The organism is Halomonas sp. H2 (assembly GCF_050215315.1).
Taxonomy (GTDB): domain Bacteria; phylum Pseudomonadota; class Gammaproteobacteria; order Pseudomonadales; family Halomonadaceae; genus Vreelandella.
On record NZ_CP189760.1, the window covers coordinates 1886379 to 1905003 of the forward strand.

The 18625-nt window shown below is 53.4% G+C and carries 17 protein-coding genes; 6 read left to right on the forward strand and 11 right to left on the reverse strand.

Features of this window, described 5'->3' with window-relative positions:
* Window positions 1–27: 27 nt before the first annotated feature.
* From ACQE2I_RS08700 to ACQE2I_RS08715, 4 genes are read right to left on the reverse strand one after another with little or no spacing between them, the layout of a single operon-like run.
* Window positions 28–1089 (reverse strand): Ldh family oxidoreductase, encoded by a 1062-nt coding sequence (locus tag ACQE2I_RS08700; protein ID WP_427031241.1) that lies wholly within the window; start codon window positions 1087–1089, stop codon window positions 28–30.
* A complete protein-coding gene (locus ACQE2I_RS08705) occupies window positions 1086–2600 on the reverse strand; it encodes a tripartite tricarboxylate transporter permease (RefSeq protein WP_427031243.1) in 1515 nt (504 codons plus the stop codon). Before ACQE2I_RS08705 ends, ACQE2I_RS08700 begins: the two co-directional genes overlap by 4 nt.
* 3 nt (window positions 2601–2603) lie before the next feature.
* Window positions 2604–3074: a tripartite tricarboxylate transporter TctB family protein gene (locus ACQE2I_RS08710; protein WP_427031245.1), complete on the reverse strand. Its 471-nt coding sequence runs from the start codon at window positions 3072–3074 to the stop codon at window positions 2604–2606.
* A gap of 11 nt (window positions 3075–3085) precedes the next feature.
* Complete coding sequence (locus tag ACQE2I_RS08715) at window positions 3086–4066, reverse strand: tripartite tricarboxylate transporter substrate binding protein (protein ID WP_427031247.1); 981 nt, start codon at window positions 4064–4066, stop codon at window positions 3086–3088.
* Between the two features lie 243 nt (window positions 4067–4309).
* Between ACQE2I_RS08715 and ACQE2I_RS08720 the strand changes: the two genes are divergently transcribed.
* From ACQE2I_RS08720 to ACQE2I_RS08730, 3 genes are all read left to right on the forward strand, one after another.
* Complete coding sequence (locus tag ACQE2I_RS08720; protein WP_427031248.1) at window positions 4310–5446, forward strand: iron-containing alcohol dehydrogenase; 1137 nt, start codon at window positions 4310–4312, stop codon at window positions 5444–5446.
* Window positions 5447–5475: 29 nt separating this feature from the next.
* On the forward strand, window positions 5476–6264 hold the full coding sequence (locus ACQE2I_RS08725; RefSeq protein WP_427031250.1) for an SDR family oxidoreductase: 789 nt from the start codon (window positions 5476–5478) through the stop codon (window positions 6262–6264).
* A 283-nt stretch (window positions 6265–6547) separates the two neighbouring features.
* Window positions 6548–7384: a DUF6694 family lipoprotein gene (locus ACQE2I_RS08730; protein WP_427031251.1), complete on the forward strand. Its 837-nt coding sequence runs from the start codon at window positions 6548–6550 to the stop codon at window positions 7382–7384.
* A gap of 110 nt (window positions 7385–7494) precedes the next feature.
* Here the strand turns inward: ACQE2I_RS08730 and ACQE2I_RS08735 are convergent, their stop codons facing one another.
* Both ACQE2I_RS08735 and ppnN read right to left on the reverse strand, forming a co-directional pair.
* Entirely contained in the window at window positions 7495–7695 is a 201-nt protein-coding gene (locus ACQE2I_RS08735) for a hypothetical protein (RefSeq protein ID WP_427031252.1), read from the reverse strand.
* A gap of 110 nt (window positions 7696–7805) precedes the next feature.
* A complete protein-coding gene (gene ppnN, locus ACQE2I_RS08740; protein WP_427031253.1) occupies window positions 7806–9188 on the reverse strand; it encodes a nucleotide 5'-monophosphate nucleosidase PpnN in 1383 nt (460 codons plus the stop codon).
* Between the two features lie 144 nt (window positions 9189–9332).
* On the opposite strand from ppnN, the gene ACQE2I_RS08745 reads away from it, so the two are divergent.
* Window positions 9333–10253, forward strand: coding sequence for a LysR family transcriptional regulator (locus ACQE2I_RS08745; protein ID WP_427031254.1), 921 nt, complete (start codon window positions 9333–9335; stop codon window positions 10251–10253).
* Window positions 10254–10309: 56 nt separating this feature from the next.
* On the opposite strand, the gene gcvP is transcribed toward ACQE2I_RS08745, so the two are convergent.
* The 3 genes from gcvP to ACQE2I_RS08760 all read right to left on the reverse strand — a co-directional run bounded on the left by gcvP (window position 10310) and on the right by ACQE2I_RS08760 (window position 13912).
* Window positions 10310–13204, reverse strand: a complete 2895-nt coding sequence (gene gcvP, locus ACQE2I_RS08750; RefSeq protein WP_427031256.1) for an aminomethyl-transferring glycine dehydrogenase — start codon at window positions 13202–13204, stop codon at window positions 10310–10312.
* 85 nt (window positions 13205–13289) lie between these two features.
* Window positions 13290–13679, reverse strand: coding sequence for a glycine cleavage system protein GcvH (gene gcvH, locus ACQE2I_RS08755; RefSeq protein ID WP_427031257.1), 390 nt, complete (start codon window positions 13677–13679; stop codon window positions 13290–13292).
* 41 nt (window positions 13680–13720) lie between these two features.
* Window positions 13721–13912, reverse strand: coding sequence for a hypothetical protein (locus ACQE2I_RS08760; RefSeq protein WP_427031258.1), 192 nt, complete (start codon window positions 13910–13912; stop codon window positions 13721–13723).
* A 108-nt stretch (window positions 13913–14020) separates the two neighbouring features.
* Between ACQE2I_RS08760 and ACQE2I_RS08765 the strand changes: the two genes are divergently transcribed.
* Both ACQE2I_RS08765 and gcvT read left to right on the forward strand, forming a co-directional pair.
* Window positions 14021–15424, forward strand: coding sequence for an alanine/glycine:cation symporter family protein (locus tag ACQE2I_RS08765; RefSeq protein ID WP_427031259.1), 1404 nt, complete (start codon window positions 14021–14023; stop codon window positions 15422–15424).
* A gap of 124 nt (window positions 15425–15548) precedes the next feature.
* On the forward strand, window positions 15549–16661 hold the full coding sequence (gene gcvT, locus ACQE2I_RS08770; protein ID WP_427031260.1) for a glycine cleavage system aminomethyltransferase GcvT: 1113 nt from the start codon (window positions 15549–15551) through the stop codon (window positions 16659–16661).
* Window positions 16662–16767: 106 nt separating this feature from the next.
* Here gcvT and ACQE2I_RS08775 read toward each other — a convergent pair whose 3' ends face one another.
* Both ACQE2I_RS08775 and ACQE2I_RS08780 read right to left on the reverse strand, forming a co-directional pair.
* Window positions 16768–17544, reverse strand: a complete 777-nt coding sequence (locus tag ACQE2I_RS08775) for a LysM peptidoglycan-binding domain-containing protein (protein ID WP_427031412.1) — start codon at window positions 17542–17544, stop codon at window positions 16768–16770.
* 119 nt (window positions 17545–17663) lie between these two features.
* On the reverse strand, window positions 17664–18545 hold the full coding sequence (locus ACQE2I_RS08780; protein WP_427031262.1) for an acetyltransferase: 882 nt from the start codon (window positions 18543–18545) through the stop codon (window positions 17664–17666).
* Between the last annotated feature and the right edge of the window lie 80 nt (window positions 18546–18625).

An 18625-nucleotide genomic window follows, 5' to 3' on the forward strand; every position in this document is an offset into this window, starting at 1 on the left:
CTACGCCTGAGTTCACGTATCAGGGCACTATGGTCGAGCTGCACCCATACAGCCCTTAAGCGATGAGTCATCAATTGCCTTTTTCAGTTCGGTGAGTACATCGCTGGGCAGGGGAATACCCTGTTCAAGATAGGCTTCTTTGCGAGCCAAACCTGCTTGTCCGGGCATGCGTACCGGCCGTTTTGGATCGATAGCAGCGGAGTCCAGGCAAGCCGAGACCAAATGATCCGTTTCGTCGAGGAAGGTACTCTTACCCGCAAACAGTGTCGGATCGATGACCATCACCGTGACGGACGCCCCCCAACCACTCGGCTCATCTTTGCGGCCATACCCCGCGAGTGCAGAGGTCAGCGCCTCCACCATCAAGCCCATGGCAAATCCTTTGTGGCCAAATTCCATGCCGCCTAGGGGCAGAATGCTACCCTGGGGGTCGCTAAAGAAGTCTGCCGGATTGTCGCTGGCCAGCCCCGTATTGGCCAGAATAACGGGGTGCGCCAATTGGTTTTTTTCCGCGTGGGCCTTGGCGACACTGCCGTTGGTAACGGTCGACATGCTGACATCCATGAGAATCGGCTGGACACGACTAGGGATGCCCATGGCAATAGGGTTGGGGGTGTAGACTGGCTCAACGCCACCAAAAGGGGCCACCGATTTAACCGCTGGATCCGAGGTCATAATGATAGGCATTAGCCCTTGCTCGACAAACGGCTGCAAGTACGACGCCAAACAGGCGATATGGTGTGAACGCTTAATGCTAACAATACCAATGCCCGATTGTTGGGCGGCGGTAGCGCTTTGCTCTAGTGCTTGCTGTACCAAGTAGGGCCCCAGAATGTAGTGGCCGTCGAACACCGCCGCGACAGGGCTGATTTTTTTCACGCTGAGGGCAGTGTGATCGCCACACGCGTGGCCTGATTTCAAGTCGCGTAAGTAGCCATTGGCCAGCTTTATGCCATGCGTATGGTGGCCCAGCAAATCCCCTTCAATAAGAATGCTGCTGGTCGTTTCACTGACTTCTCGAGAAGCGCCAGCCTCCATGAACAGGGTGACCAAGACATCGTTTAACCAGGCTGTTGTATAGCGTTTCATGAAATCCTCGGCGCTTTTTCAGCGCGACTGTTTTTGAATTTTTTATACGCCATGGTTAATAGCGGCGAAAACCATAGCAAAATGACCAGTGCACCCAGGCCAGCGCTAATTGGACGGGAGAAGAAGCTGAGCAGGTCGCCATTGCTCTTAAGCATTGAGCTCATAAAGCTGTTTTCCAGTGTTGTGCCCAGCACTAGGCCAAGAATTGCCGGGGCCATGGGAAAGTCACAGCGGACAAGAAGGGAGCCGACGACGCCGATTAGCAGCATTATCCAGACATCGGTAATGGCGTTGTTGATTGAGAATGCCCCGACAATACAGAAGCATAGAATGATCGGCATAAGAATCTTGCGGGGCGTCAATATAAACACCTTGGCAGATTTTATTGCCGCATAACCTATTGGTAGCATGATCAAATTAGCGATGAAAAACACGATAAATAGGGCGTAGATCAGCCCGCTGCCATCCATAAAGATCGTTGGCCCAGGATTCATCCCTTTCATATACAGCACACCGATGACAATCGCGGTGATCGAGTCGCCGGGAATACCGAATACCAACGCGGGTACCCAGGCGCCGCTAATGCCCGAGTTATTAGCAGAGCTGGCATCGACGATGCCCTCGATGTGGCCAGTGCCATAAGCCTGTTTCTCTTTCGATCGGCTCTTGCCCACTGCATAGGAGATCCAGGCGGCGATATCGGCACCGGCGCCAGGTAGGGCTCCAATCAGCGTACCAATCGAGCTTCCGCGCAGCATGTTGGGCCAATAGGCTTTTATATGTTTTGGCGCTTGTTTAAAAACGCTGTCTTTGGATAACGAAGGCAGCGATCTTCCTTCATTGCTTGACCCATAGAACAGCATGAGCTCATTGAGTGCGAACATACCGATCATCACCGGTATGAAATTAACGCCCGCCATTAAGTCGGGGATGCCGAACGTAAAACGTGGGGCCCCGCTCATCATATCCAGGCCAACCGTCGAGAGTAGTAAGCCGACCATTAATGACAGAAAAGCTTTAATCCTTGAGCCAATTGAGATGAAAATCGCGCAACTCAGCCCTAGTAGTGCCAGCCAGAAATATTCATAAGAGCTAAACTGGAGAGCTACTTCTGCCAGGGATGGGGAAACAAAAACCAGTATTAAGGTGCCGAACAAACCGCCGAAGACTGAGCAGGTCAAATTCATACCCAGCGTTTCTCTGGCTCGCCCTTTATGGGCTAATAAATTTGAATCGCCCACATAAGCAGCCGAAGCGGGAGTGCCAGGGATATTTAAGTAAGTGGCGGGTATGTCGCCTGCGAAAATGGCCATCGCCGATGTTGTGACGATGGCGGCAATCGCCGGGGTGGGGTCCATATAAAACGTAATAGGTACTAGCAGTGCAACCGCCATAGTGGCGGTTAGCCCGGGAACTGCCCCCACGAATACGCCAAATATGGCCGCAGCCAGGATGACCAGCATTGTTTCTACATTGAAGACAAGCTGGGCCCCTAATAGAAGTGCTTCCATGATTTAACCCCAAAAACTCAGTAGCCCTTCAGGAAGGGGAATCAGTAGGTATCGCGAGAAGAGAAAATAGATGATCAGTGACGCAATGATTGAGACACTGAATGCCAAGATCAGTGAGGTTTTTCTGATTAGCATCAGCACCAGCATAATGATGCCAAGGCACAGGGCAGCGCCTAGCAACTCGCTGACGTATATATAGAATACGATTAAGGCACAGGGAACCAGCGAGACAAGTATGGAGCGAAAGTCGAATACCTTGCCTACATTGACATTGCCGCCAGACAGCTGCCTTTTGAGAGCCGGTAGCTGGGTAGCAGAAAGCACTAGACCTCCAATGAGAAACCCTCCCCCGATAAGGGAGGGAAACAGAGAAGGACCATATTGAAGGCTTGCCAACGTAGGAAACTGACTAGCGACGCTGAAAACCACGGCGCCCAGTACCATGAAGGCTAGCCCCATGAGAAAATCTCTCATTGCTTGGCCCCTTATTTACTCAGCCCAACATTCTCAATAATCTCTCCATACACAGCGTCCATTTCGACCATCAGCGCACCGAATTCTTCCGCATTACGCCACTCAGTTCCAAAGCCTTGTTTGGCCATGAAGTCCTGGTAAGTATCGCTGTTATAAGCCGCTTCGAGAGCTTCCTCTAGGGTGGCCACAATTTCCTCATCCATTCCTTTTGGGCCAGTGATACCACGCCATTCACCGACCAGATAATCGCTTCCAATTGCTTCGTTAATGGTCGGTACATCAGGAAAACTGTTAATCCGCTCTGGCGACATTACGCCCAGGCTTTTGGCTCGGCCTGCTTCAATCATGGAGCGCCCTTCAGGCACAGAGCTAGGCACGATATCGATACCGCCAGCGGCCAGTTCGGTCATCGCCGGCGCTGCGCCCTGGCTGGGGATCCACGTGACACGGTTCGCTTCAAGTCCCTGATCCATTAAGAAACCGGCAAACGCCAGATGCCAAACGCCGCCTTGACCCGTACCTGAAGCCTTGAAGGTACCCATGGGCTCTTCGGCAATCGCATCAACTAGGTCCTGAAGCGTTTCATAGGGGGCATCGGCGGCGATCTGAACACCGGCGTAGTCAAAGTTGATCTGGCCAATGGGCGTGAAGTCTTCATAAGTGAGGTCGGTTAGCCCTTGCCAGTGCATCATATTGAGTTCACCGGTGGCCAGGCCCAGGGTATAACCATCTGGATTGGCAGAGGCCATGGCGCTGTGGCCGACGACACCGCTACCACCGGTGCGGTTAACAACATTGACCGTTTGACCCAGTTGCTCCTCAAGAGCAGCCGCTATGGTACGAGCGGTGGCATCGGTGCCGCCACCGGCAGCCCAGGGCACGATAATTGTGACTGGTTTTTCAGGATAGGCAGCGAGTACTGAGCTGGAAGCCGTCAGTAATAACAGCGCCGTGATGTTCTTAATGGATCGCGTCTTGTTTAGATTTTTCATGCGAGTCTCGATGTGTTTTTTGTGAGTTGGCCAATCAAATCTAGCATTAACGACTATTGTGTTCAATATTCATATTTTGTAGACTTTAGTTCAATTTTGACGCTTGAAATTGCGTTGCCCAGGCGCGTTCCAGCGCGGCAACGAGCTGATGAAGAGGGGAGCACAGCCACTTAGGCGCGGCCTTGTTCCTGGAACAAGAGTAGGTTATTACTTAAAAACACGAACAATTCCAAAGGCACTCTCATGGCAATTATTAACTATGTAACGCAGATCCAGTTTGATTTTGGGGCTTGCTCTCTGCTTCAGCAGGAGTGCGATCGTCTCGGTATACGCCATCCAATGGTTGTGACTGACGCAGGCGTCAGGGCAGCTGGTATTGTTGACCAAGTGCTCAAGCATCTGCGCAATCCACAACCCGATATTTATGATCAAACCCCTCCCAATCCTAATGAAGCAGCCGTGCGACAAGCGGCTAGTCAATATCGTGAGGGCGGCTTCGATGGCATCATCGCCATCGGTGGAGGCTCCGCTATCGACCTTGCCAAAGGGGTGGCTATTTGCGGTACTCATGAGGGTGCCTTGAAATCCTTTGCTGTGGTTGAAGGTGGCAGTGAGCGCATTACGGCCGCAACGGCACCGGTTATCGCTATTCCAACTACCGCGGGCACGGGTAGCGAAGTAGGCCGTGGAGCAATTCTGATACTTGAAGATGGCCGCAAAGTAGGCCTGTTATCCCCTCATTTAGTGCCCAAATCAGCTATTTGTGACCCTGAGTTAACCTTGGGCCTACCCGCTAAAATGACCGCGGCGACAGGAATGGACGCCTTATCTCACTGCCTTGAAACGTTTATGTCGGCCGCATTTAATCCCCCTGCGGATGGGATTGCGCTGGATGGCCTGCGCCGTGGTTGGTTGAATATTGAGCAAGCGACTCGCAGCCCGGGCGATCGCGAGGCGCGTATGAACATGATGAGTGCTTCGATGCAAGGGGCCATGGCCTTTCAGAAAGGGTTAGGGTGTGTGCATAGCTTGAGCCATTCGTTAGGGGGGATTGATCCGCGGTTACACCACGGCACCCTCAATGCTATTTTCCTGCCCGCGGTGATTGAATTTAATTCCGCATGCGACTCTGTCGTACATGAGCAAAAGCTCGAGCGTATCGCTCAGACAATGCAGCTAGCTGGGCCTGATGAAATAGCGCCGGCTATCAAAGCAATCAGCCAACGCCTGGATTTACCCACGGGCCTTGGGGCGTTAGGTGTAAAGCGAGAGTTATTCCCTAAAATTATTAAAGGCGCCTTGGCTGATCACACCCATAAGACCAATCCGCGTCTTGCCAGTGAAGAAGACTACCGATGGATGCTTGAACAATCCTTCTAAGATTAACGTCAGCAAATCAGGAGTCGACAATGGAATTAGCAATTGCGGGGCGCTGGGCATTGGTTTGTGCTGCCAGTAAAGGGCTGGGAAAGGGGTGTGCTGAGGCGTTAGTCGCTGAAGGGGTGAACGTGGTGATTAACGCGCGCTCTTCAGCGTTATTGGAGGAAACCGCTGAACACCTGCGAGATTTGAATCCAGCCGTTAGTGTTCACACCGTAGCGGGCGACATCGCGCTGGCAGAGACCCGCCAAGCAGCGTTGGCGGCTTGCCCCCAAATAGATATTCTGATCACCAATGCGGGGGGGCCGCCGCCTGGGGACTTTCGCGACTGGTCGCGAGAGGACTGGTTGGAGGCCGTCAACGTCAACATGCTGACGCCTATCGAGCTGATCAAAGCAACGGTTGATGACATGGCGGAGCGTGGCTTTGGCCGGGTGATTAATATTACCTCGGCGGCGGTCAAGGCGCCGATTGATATATTGGGCCTGTCTAACGGTGCGCGTAGTGGACTAACCGGGTTTATCGCTGGCCTGGCCCGTCAACCACAGCTTGCTGGGCGCAATGTGACCATCAATAACTTGTTGCCGGGGTCTTTTGATACTGATCGGTTAAAGGGCACGCAAAAGCAAGTCGCTCAGTCGTCGGGGCAGAACTATCTAGACGTACGCGACGCATTGCGGCTAAAAGTACCGGCGCAGCGCTTTGGAACGGCAGACGAATTTGGCGCTTTCTGCGCCTTTTTATGCAGTGCGCAGGCGGGCTATATGACAGGCCAAAATATACTGTTAGATGGGGGCAGTTACCCGGGCACTTATTGATATAGGTATTGATACCGGTGAAAGGTCGCTTTCCAAACGACGACTGTTCAAACGACTATATAAGCATGTCCGACATGCCAGCTCTGCCTCTGCAGGCTAGGCCACAAAGTGTGCCTAGTTACATCAACCGATATCTAGGTCTTCCTCTCTACTGTTGACGTCAGCGAATCCCGGCGACCTTGAGCCGCTTGCAGCCATCCACGAGACCGTAAAAGGTAGAGCTGGCTAGCACTTTCGGTTAAGCTCCTCAGCAATTTTTATCTGCCTGTTTTGAGGTAATGGTATGTGGAGTTTACTAAGGCTGTCTGCAATATCTCTATCAATCATCCTGATAGCCGGTTGCTCAGACCCCAAAATTGATATTAGCTCCATGCCGGCTTCGGTGGTGTCTATCGAGAAGGTACGTGACTCGCTGCCGACCTATAAGCGTGGTGATTTTGACCAAGGTTTGATCATTATAGCCACGGCATCGACGTTTAACAGCATCGATTTTCTCAATCCGCACCGCATGAATGCGGCAGAAATTGCCGAGTCGGCCAATGTCCAAATGCATGGATTAACCGGTGACCAGGTTATTCAGCGAGCCGATAAGATTCTGCGCGAGCGGCGGTCGCGAGAGCGTGAGCAAGCCATGCGTACGCTAAAACGGCTTGAGGAGAAGCGGGCCAATGCCACTAGCGATCAGCAAAAGTTAGCGCGTTTCACTATTGATAATGCTCGCTATTACATAAGTGAGGGCCCATACGGTGCTGTTGAGCCGGTGATCGATATTGAGGTCACCAACGGCACGGATCAGGCTATTTCAGAGCTGCTGCTACGGGGCGTCATGACTAGCCCAGACCGCTCGGCCCCTTGGGTCGATGAGTCTTTCTATTACGTTGTAGCGGGGGGAATTGAGCCGGGAGAAACGCTGGAATGGAGTCTTGCCCCTAACCGTTTTAGCCCTTGGGGGAATACGCAAATACCTGACAATGCAGAGCTAACAGTGAGCTTGGAAGGTTTGCGAGACGCTAATGAACAGCCTTTGTGGGACTCGCCTGAACTGACAGAGCACGAAACCGTAAAGTTGGAGCGTCTTCAGGATGAGTATGGGGGCGTGGCTCTTTCCGGTCGGGAGTGAGAAAGCACCCTTTAACGTAAAACAATGCCCGACCACCTAAGTGATAAGGCATTAGTATTACCGCCAAGTCAGCGGTTGAAATATCAGTGGTTAAAACAGTCCGGCCAGAATTAACCTTTGGCTTCGTGGTCCGCCAGCGCAGCAACAATGGCCTCTTCCCATTGCCCTTCGGTTATACCCCAATGCTCCATTTCTGCTTGATCAGGGCTGCCCTCTGCCGCAGCGCGTAATTTTTCAACCGAGCTGCTTTCGTAGCAGTGCTTGGCGAAATCTTTGGTATTAATATCTTTTAATCGATTAATCATCAACATATTGATTTCCTTTCAATTGTATACAGTAATAAATGCTGTCTAAGTGTGGCAATCCCGGTTTCTGTAAGCACAGCCACTGCTTATAAGCGCCTTATTATTTCAACACGTAATCATTGCAACACGTAGCAGGGCGTGTAGGCCTGTCCATCGAGCTTCATCCGGCCTTGTGCCACGAAGGAGGTTAATAGTTCATCAAGGCGTTGCATTAACTCTGTTTCCGCCGTTAGCACAAAGGGGCCGTGGGCTTTAATCGCGCGAATACCCGGCTCTTTTACGTTGCCCGCCACAATGCCTGAGAATGCACGGCGCAGGTTGGCGGCAAGCTCATGGGTCGGCTGTTGGCGGTGAAGCGCCAATTCGCGCATGGCTGCGTGGGTTGGCTCAAAGGGAGCCTGGAATTCACGCGCAATGGTTAAACGCCAATTGTAGTAGAAAGCGTCTTGATGAGTGCGCCGGAACTCAGCGATTTCATCAATACCGTGGCGCATAGCGCGCGCTACGGCTACCGGGTCGCCGGTGATAATGGTGTAGTAGCGGCGAATTTCCTCACCCAGGGTGTACACCAGGAACTCATCGATTTTCTGAAAGTAGGCTGCAGAGTCGGTGGGCCCGGTGAAAACTAACGGGAACGGAATATCTTTATTGCTGGGGTGGAGCAAAATGCCCAGTAAATAGAGAATCTCTTCTGCGGTGCCCACGCCGCCGGGGAAGACAATAATGCCATGCCCTAAGCGCACAAACGCCTCTAGGCGTTTCTCAATATCCGGCATCACCACCAGTTCATTGACGATGGGGTTGGGCGCTTCAGCGGCAATAATGCCGGGTTCGGAAATACCTAAATAACGGCCTTCCTTGCGCCGCTGTTTAGCATGGGCCACGTTAGCGCCCTTCATGGGGCCTTTCATGGCGCCAGGGCCGCAGCCGGTACAAATATCTAAATCACGCAGGCCTAAGTGATAGCCTACATCTTTGCTGTATTCGTACTCTTCACGGGAAATAGAGTGGCCGCCCCAGCACACCACAAGGCTAGGATCGCGGCCGGACTTTAATGTGCCCGCTTTACGTAAGATGTGAAAAACCGCGTTAGTGGTGCCTTCTCCAGTACTAAGGTCAAAGCGATTGTGGTGCTGAATTTCGTTATAGACGTAAACAATATCGCGGATTACCGAGGATAAGTGCTCACGGATGCCGCGTATCATGCGGCCATCAACAAAGGCTTCTGCTGGCGCGTTAGTTAGCTTTAAACGTATGCCGCGGTCTTGCTGGAGCACTTCAATATCAAAGTCTTTATAAGCTTCTAAAATCGCCAGACTATCGTCACTAGGATTACCGCAATTTAACACCGCCAGTGCGCAGCTTCTGAGCAGATCATGCAGACCGCTTTGAGACGTGTTGTGAAGCCGGTTAACTTCGTGCTGAGAAAGTACTTCTAGGCTTCCCTCGGGGGAAATGATGCTGGAAAGGGTGGCGCGGGGTTGAGCGTTTTCGGTCATTAGCGGGGCTGTCCCTGATCATTTAATGTCTATTTGCATACTACCACGCTCTAACGGTGGGTACAGCGCAACGGGCAGTCAGGCCGCTATGCTACTATGAGGCATATTTAAAATGATGGCCGCTCAAGACAATGGTTCTTTCCTATGTTTAATGCCCAATATTTTCGTACGTTTATTACCTTAGTGGAGACAGGTAGTTTTACGCATACTGCTCATCGGTTAGAAATGACCCAGCCTGGGGTTAGTCAGCATGTTCGCAAGTTGGAAAGCTATTTAAATAAAGAGCTGCTAGAGCGCAAGGGGCGTAGCTTTACGCTCACCGAGTCGGGGCGGCGAGCTTATGATTATGCGTTGAAACTGTTTGCTGAGCATGAACAGTTTCGCCATGGGTTGGACGATGACTCGTTAGACAGTGGCGACTGCCGCATTGCCTCGCCCGGCAGCGTTGGGCTGATGTTCTATCCGTATATATTGGGTCATCAGCAGATGCACCCTAATTTAACCGTTAATTATAGCTTTGCGTTTAACCACGAAATTGTTAATGACCTGCTGGAAGGGCGTTATGACATTGGGATTGTCACCGAAGCGATGAACCACCCTGAGCTTGATTGCTCTATTTGGCACCAGGAGCCGCTCTGCTTGGTGGTTCCTGCTGATTTCGCGGGCAGCACGCTATCCGATTTAATGGGCATCGGCTTTCTCAATTATTACGACGGCATTAATCACGCCAATGCGCTACTGCGGGCTAATTACCCGGATGAGTTTCGCTCGATGACGCATTTTCGTCATCAGGGCTTTACCAATGAAGTCAGTATGGTATTGGACGCGGTTGCCAGGGGGTTAGGGTTTTCCGTGGTGTCGCGACTGGTGCTGGAAACCTCACCCTGGCAGCGCCAGGTAAAAGCACTGAACCTACCCAGCGCAGTCAACGAAGTGCTCTATCTGCTGCGCCGCCGCGACTCCGTTTTACCCAAGCGTTACGAGAAGCTGTTAAACGGTTTCCACGCCCAGCGCCTGCAAGAAATAACGCCCCTAGTACCTCGAATAGCGAGTGCCGTCGAATAGCTAGACACCGGGGGCGTTCATGTTGGCAAGATAGTTACTGCGTTACGCCCTGCTAATCAATCGCGGTATTCGTCAATGCTAGGGCACGAGCAGATCAACTGGCGGTCGCCAAAGACGTTATCCACGCGGTTAACGGCGGGCCAATATTTAGCAGCTTGAATGGCTGCCGTTGGGAATGCGGCTAACTGACGGTCATAAGGCCGCTGCCAGTCGCTATCCATAACATCCGCCTGGGTGTGGGGCGCATTAACCAGCGGGTTATTATCCAGCGGCCACTCGCCGCTCTCTACCCGCGCAATCTCGTCACGAATGCCGATCATGGCGTCGCAGAAACGGTCAATTTCATACAGCGACTCAGATTCTGTCGGCTCGATCATCAGCGTACCCGGCACCGGGAATGACATGGTGGGCGCGTGGAAGCCGTAATCCATCAGGCGCTTGGCGATATCCTCTTCGCTAATCCCAGAGGCCGCTTTGAGCGGGCGAATATCGATAATGCATTCGTGAGCGACGGTGCCGTTTTCGCCGCGGTAGAGAATCGGGAATGACGCCTCCAAACGCTTGGCAATATAGTTAGCGTTGAGGATGGCAAGCTCGGTGGCTTCACGCAGCCCGCGTGCCCCCATCATCTTAATGTAGGCCCAAGAGATCGGTAGGATAGACGCGCTGCCGAAGGCTGCAGCAGAGACCGCACTGCTGTCAGCGTTGACGCCGTTGATCGGTGTTACCACGTGGTTGGAAACGTAGGGCGCCAGGTGCGCTTTAACGCCGATAGGCCCCATGCCCGGGCCGCCGCCACCGTGGGGAATACAGAACGTTTTGTGTAAGTTAAGGTGAGAAACATCGCCGCCGAAATCACCGGGGCGCGTTAAACCCACCTGGGCATTCATATTGGCGCCATCGATATACACCTGGCCGCCATTGTCGTGAACGATCTTGCACGCTTCGCGCACGCTGGTTTCAAATACGCCATGAGTGGAAGGGTAAGTCAGCATGATCGCTGAGAGCTGATCGCGGTGCTGCTCGGCTTTAGCGCGCAAATCCGCCATATCAATGTTGCCGTTTTGATCGCACTCAACCACCACCACTTTCATTTGCACCATCGCTGCTGAGGCGGGGTTGGTGCCGTGAGCGGAGCTGGGAATCAAGCAGACATCGCGATGCCCTTCGCCCTCGGCCGCCTGATAACGGCGAATCGCCACTAGGCCGGCGTATTCACCCTGAGCACCGGAGTTAGGCTGCATCGAAAGGTGATCGTAACCGGTGACTTCGACCAGGAAAGCCGAGAGCTCGTCGATCATCTGATGATAGCCAGCAACTTGATCCCTAGGCGCGAACGGGTGCAGGTGCGCAAATGAAGGCCAGGAAATCGGGATCATTTCGCTAGTGGCGTTGAGCTTCATGGTGCAGGAGCCCAGCGGAATCATCGCATGGGCAAGCGATAGATCCTTATTTTCTAAGCGCTTCAAGTAGCGCAGCATTTCGGTTTCACTGCGGTAGCGGCTAAACGTTGGATGGCTCAAAAAGTCGCTTTCACGCTGGCAGGCAGCAGGAATGCCGGAAGCGTTGTTAGCGACCACCTGCTCATCTAGCGCTGCGATAGAAAGCCCGTGCTCATCGCCGAGCAGCACATCAAACAGCGTTGCCACGTCGTGAGCGGTGGTGGTCTCGTCCAAGCTGATGCCCACATCGCCATCGGCGAAGTAGTGCAAATTAATATCGTGGGTCATGGCACGGCCATGGATCTTGCCTGCATCAATGTCGGTTATGCACAGCGTATCAAACCAACTGTCGTGAGCCAGCGACACGCCTGCCTGTTTAAGACCCTCGGCGAGCAGGGTTGCCAAGCGATGTACACGGCCAGCGATTTTACGCAGCCCTTCGGCGCCGTGATAGGTGGCGTAAAAGCCGGCGATATTGGCTAACAGTGCCTGGGCGGTACAGATGTTGGAGGTGGCTTTCTCGCGGCGAATGTGTTGCTCGCGGGTCTGCATCGCCATGCGCAGTGCCGTGTTGCCACGGCTATCTTTGGAGACGCCGATAATGCGTCCTGGGATAGAGCGTTTGAGCTTGTCAGAGGTGGCAAAGAACGCCGCGTGAGGGCCGCCAAATCCCATCGGTACACCAAAGCGCTGGGAGTTGCCGACCACAATGTCAGCGCCTAACTGGCCGGGCTCCTTGAGCAACACCAGGCTCAATAGGTCGGATGCCACGCAGGTCATGATATTGCGTTCAGCCGCAGCGTTTAACAGCGGCGCTAAATCGCGCACCTGGCCACTGGCGGAGGGGTACTGAACCAGTGCCCCAAACACATCGTGGTTGGCCAGCTCTTGCGCAGAACCGGTGATCAGTTCAAAACCAAAGAACTCGGCGCGGGTTTTAACCACGTCCAGTGTTTGTGGGAAAACGTCGTCGGCCACGAAGAAAGCATTGGATTTGCTCTTCTTATTGGCACGCTTACACAGCGCCATGGCTTCGGCGGCGGCGGTAGCTTCGTCGAGTAGCGAAGCATTCGCCAGCTCCATGCCGGTCAGATCCATTACCACCTGTTGAAAGTTCAGCAAGCCTTCCAAGCGGCCTTGAGAGATTTCCGGCTGGTAGGGGGTGTAAGCGGTGTACCAGCCTGGGTTTTCTAATACGTTACGCTGAATCACCGCGGGCATATGGGTGCCGTAGTAGCCCTGACCAATATAGCTTTTCGCCACCTGATTCTGCCGGGCTAGCTGTGCCAGGTAGTCTAGTGCCTCGGCTTCGCTGCGTGGCTCATCAAGCGCTAGCTCGCGGTTAAGGCGGATATCACTCGGCACGGTCTGCTCAATCAGATCTTCCATGTGCTGCATGTTGAGCGCTTTTAGCATAGTGGCTACGTCATCTGGACTGGGGCCATTATGACGTTTGATAAAAGCATCGTGGTCGGCCAACTCGGCCAGGCGGCGTGTTTCAAAAGGCATGGGGAAAGATTCCGAACGTTAAGAGAGAACCGTGCAGGGGCAACAGCGAAGAGCCTGCCGCTAGGGGCAGGCTCAAGTGCAAGATTTAGTCGTCAGCGCTTAAAGTGGCTTGATAGGCATCCGCGTCTAGCAGATCGTCAAGGGAGTCGCCGTCCAAGCGGACTTTCATGATCCAGCCGCCTTCGTAAGGGGCATCGTTAACAGTTTCAGGGGCGTCTTCAAGGGCTTCGTTGATTTCAATGACTTCACCATTAATGGGTGAGTAGAGATCAGACGCGGCTTTAACCGATTCGATAACGCCAAACTCTTGGCCTTTGCTCAGTGCGGTACCCACTTCAGGTAGCTCAACAAAGACCACATCCCCAAGCGCTTGCTGGGCGTGATCGCTAATGCCGACGGTAACGGTGCCATCTTTGTGGTCAAGTACCCACTCGTGGCTTTCAGCGTAACGAAGATTGGCAGGAAGGTTGCTCATGATGTTTTCCTATATGAAACAGTTTTCTGGACTTGAGCATATTAGCGGTTGTCGCTCGCCTTGGCGACCATTGGCTGGTGCTCAGAAAGCAAATAATGCGGTATGTTAACGTGTTTCCAATCGGAAACAAATTTCTTCATCGCTAACTGGCTATCAAAGGCAATGAACAGTTCTGATGCTGTTAAGGCTGTTAGATTATAAAAAAAGCGGCATCCTCTATGTTCAAGCGACATTACCCTAGATGCTTGCTAAGTTCATGGTGTACAACATGCTAATCGTAGGCTTATCAACGCTATGAATAACCAATAATTGCAACAAATCAACCTAGTGAGGAGATGCGCATGGAAACATTAACTAGCCTGTTCGGGGCGATCAACGGCGTGGTCTGGGGCCCCGTCATGTTGGTTCTGCTACTTGGGGTAGGGATTTACCTACAGCTTGGCTTGAAACTGATGCCGATTAGAAAGCTCGGCATGGGTTTCAAGCTAATGTGGGCTGGCCGTGAGGCTAAGTCCAGCGAAGGTAAGGCAGCTAAAGCGGGTGATGAGGGTGAAATATCGCCCTTTAACGCCCTAATGACCGCGCTGTCAGCGACTATCGGTACCGGTAATATTGCCGGTGTGGCCACGGCTATTGCGCTGGGTGGCCCTGGCGCTGTGTTCTGGATGTGGATTACCGCGCTAGTGGGCATGGCGACCAAGTTTGCCGAGGCAGTGTTGGCTGTTCGCTATCGTGAAACCGACAGCACAGGTTTCCATGTGGGTGGGCCAATGTTCTACATCAAAAATGGCCTGGGCAAAAAATGGCTATGGTTGGGCGGTGTGTTCGCTTTCTTTGGGGCCGTGGCAGCATTCGGCATTGGTAATACCGTACAGTCAAACTCCGTTGCGGATGCCATGGATGCCACGTTCGGCGTGCCCCACTGGCTGACGGGTATCATCATCATGGTGCTGGCCGGTGCGGTTATTTTGGGGGGTATCAAGCGGATTGCTAAAGTGGCGGGCAAACTGGTGCCGATTATGGGCATTGCCTATGTGTTAGCAGGCCTGCTGGTGCTGATCGTTAATGCCGGGCAGATTGGTGAAGCCTTTGGCTTGATTTTCTATTACGCCTTTAACCCCATGGCAGCCGCAGGTGGTTTCGCTGGGGCAGCCGTAATGGCGGCGATTCGTTTTGGTGTAGCACGCGGTATCTTTTCCAACGAAGCGGGTTTGGGTAGTGCGCCTATTGCCCACGCTGCGGCCAAAACCAAAAACCCGGTTCGCCAGGGCTTGATCGCAATGCTGGGTACCTTTATCGATACCATCATTGTGTGCACCATTACCGCGCTCGTGATTTTGACCTCTACGGTATGGATTGAAGGTGAAGCCGGGGCGTCGCTGACGGCACTTTCGTTTGATGCAGCGCTACCTGGTTTTGGTAATCAGATTGTGGCAGTTGCCTTAGCGGTTTTCGCGTTCACGACCATCTTAGGCTGGTCATTTTACGGTGAAAAGTGCTGTCAATTCCTGTTTGGCACGCGTTCGATTATGATCTATCGAGTGCTGTTTGTATTGGCGATCCCACTAGGGGCGATCGCACAGCTGGGCTTCATTTGGCTAATGGCAGATACCTTTAATGCCATGATGGCTATTCCTAACTTGATTGCCTTGGCACTGCTTTCGCCGGTAGTCTTTAAGCTAACCAAGGACTATTTCGACGGCAAAGAGGTATTGCCGGGTGAAGAGCTGGATCACGACCAATAATGCCTGTAGCGCGTTAATAGGCGGTGACGTTACTACGTGAATAGCAGTAGAGTCGGGAAGGCACTTAACCAGTGGCTTCCCGTTCTCATTTTGTATGAGCAATTGTTAAGTGAGGAAAGCCCCAATGTCTGAATTAAAGCAAACGCCGCTGCACGCCTTACACCTTAAGCTAGGGGCCAAAATGGTGCCCTTTGCCGGCTATGAGATGCCAGTGCAGTACCCGATGGGTGTCAAAAAGGAGCATGAGCATACCCGCCAAAAATGTGGTCTGTTTGACGTATCGCACATGGGACAGATGATTGTTTCCGGCGACAATGTTGCCGAAGCGCTTGAAACCTTGATTCCGGCTGATTTAGTGGGTCTGAAAAAAGGTGCCCAGCGCTATGGCATTTTTACTAGCATCGAAGGCGGTATTATTGACGACCTGATGGCCGTGAACGCGGGTGACCACTTTTATCTGGTGGTGAACGCTGCTTGCAAAGATCAGGATTTGGCCCACCTGCGCCTTAATTTGGCATCAAGTCATACGATCGAGCCATTAGATCGTGGCCTGTTGGCGTTGCAGGGGCCACAGGCAAAGGATGTGATGCAGCGGCTTTGCCCTGAAGCGTGCGAGCTGGTGTTTATGCAGCATGGCCGCTTCACGATGGCTGGCCAGGAAGTGTGGGTGAGCCGCAGCGGCTATACTGGTGAAGACGGTTTTGAAATTTCAGTTGCCGCCGATGCCTGTGAAGCGCTTGCCGAGCAGCTGCTCGCTCAGCCTGAGGTTGAACCGATAGGCTTAGGGGCACGTGACTCGCTGCGTTTAGAGGCAGGTTTATGCCTTTACGGGCACGATATGGATATTCAGACCACGCCGGTGGAGGCGGGGCTAATTTGGGCGATTGGTAAGCCACGTCGCCATGGTGGTGAGCGGCCCGGTGGTTTTCCTGGTGCCGACGTTATTCTTCATCAAGTCGATGCGAAAGACCACACCCGCAAGCGTGTTGGGCTGCTAGCCGAAGGTCGCGCGCCGGTGCGTGAGGGCGCCACATTAGTTGATGAGGCGGGCAATGAGGTTGGCGTAGTGACTTCCGGCAGCTTTGGCCCAAGCATTGGTAAGCCGGTGGCGATGGGCTATGTGACCCGCGAGCTAGAAGCCCCGCAAAGCGCTGTGTTTGCCGTGGTGCGCGGTAAGCAGTTACCCATGGTGGTTGCCCCCACACCATTTGTAAAACCGGGCCACTACCGTGGCTAACGTGCGTAGCTAGCCTCTACTGTTTTAACCCGGTTTTTTGACTGGCGGCCCCTGCACAAGTAGGGGCCGCGCCGTTTTAGCACATAGCACTGTGCTTTTAACGCAGCTAGCGCAGCACCTGCTTGGGATCGATGGGTTTGCCGCCTTGGCGCAGATCAAACAGCAGGTCGTATCGCTGGGTTGCGTCGCTTTGGCCTACCTCGCAAAGCGCGTCGCCCGTGCTGACCTGTTGCCCCACATCAACCAGGATTTGCTCGCATAGGGCGTACACGGTTTGTAGATTATCGGCATGATGCACGATAACGACTTCGCCAAGCTGGCGCATACCATCGGCAAAGCGTACTTCACCGGGGGCGACGGATTTTGCCTGAGCGTCGGCTTGCGTGGCGAGCAACATTGGTTGAAGGGTGCCGCGGCTATCCGGCCCGAAGCGGCGTACCACGCGATAATCCTCCAACGGCCACGGCCAGCGGCGCGCAGAGGCGGGCAGGGCCTGGCTCGGTGCGCTAGCGGTGGGAGCGGCGGCTGGGCGTGATGAGCCGCCACTGTTAGCAGCGCTGCGCGTTGCTGAACTGCTTAGGGGCACGCTGACGACTTGGCCGACCTTCAAGTTAGTAGGCGAGGTGCTGGTGTTGGTGCTCTGGATACGGCCACTGGTGGTACCAAAATGCCTGGCGATACTTGAGAACGTATCGCCAGGGCGGATTTGGTAGCGATAAGGGCCGCCTGAGGGTGCACGCTCTTGCTGCGTAGGAATCAACAGGCGCTGGCCGACTTCAAGACGGCGCGCATCCACACTGGGGTTAAAACGCTGCAAACGCTCTAACGGTACATTGGCCCTAGCTGCCAGCTTACCCAACGTGTCGCCACGCTGAACTTGCACCCAGTCACCGCTAATTTGGCTAGCACCGCTAGGCGCCGCTGCCCGCTGCGAAGACGACTGTGGGCCGCCGGCACAGCCAGAGAGTATTCCGGCTAACAGGCAGGCGCTTAATAACGCCATCAGTCGTGATCGGTGCGGGCGTCCAGGAGGCCATCTTTTTCCAGCCAGAGTGAGTTGATCCATGTGTGGAAACGTTCCTTATGCTGCTTTTCTTCGGGGTTATCTGGTGCATGCATCCAAACAGGAATGTCGAGTTGCCGTGCGTGCAACGTGACGGGTGCTTCTTTGCCACACAAGAAACCCCAAAAAGTAGGTGAGGGGTTGGTGTAGCTAATCGTCACATCCAGGATACCATCTAGTTGATTTCCTAGTAGGCTAAGTACCTGGGCAATGCCACCAGCTTTTGGGCGTAGTAAATGGCGGTAGGGACTCTGTTGCGCGTCCCGCTTAACGACGGTAAAGCGAGTACCCTCAACAAAATTGAAAATCGCGATGGGTGCGCTGCGCGCCTGATGACACATTCGTTCAGTGGCGGTGTGGTCAATAGTGGCTAGTTTAGGATTGTTGGCGATTTGCTCGCGGCTAAAGCGGCGCATAAAGGGAAACTCTAGTGCCCAGAAAGCCAGCCCTACAATCGGAATCCAGATTAGCTGATGCTTAAGAAAAAAGCGTGGCATGGGAATACGCCGGTGCAGCGCCATAAATAGCATGAAAATATCGGTCCAGCTGCGGTGATTGGAGATCACCAGCCACCACTGTTGGGGGCTCAAGTTTTCGGGCACGCTGGCATGCAGTTCGGGTTTGAGCCAATGGTGCATCCACCAAAGATTAAAACCTATCCAGTTCAGCGCGACCCAGTTCAAACCCTGTAGCACAAACTGTTTCAGTCGCCGCCCAGGGGCAATGATTTTGATTAGGGTCAGCAGTATAAGAGGTACGCCCCAGAATAGCGTGTTGAGCGTCAGCATCAGTGCACTAACCAGCCCTTTTATAATCGGCATACCGTGGTTCCTTACCGTCAGACCAATAGCTTAATACTGAATGCTAAAGGATCGCGGCCACACTGCCCAGCATAAGCCTA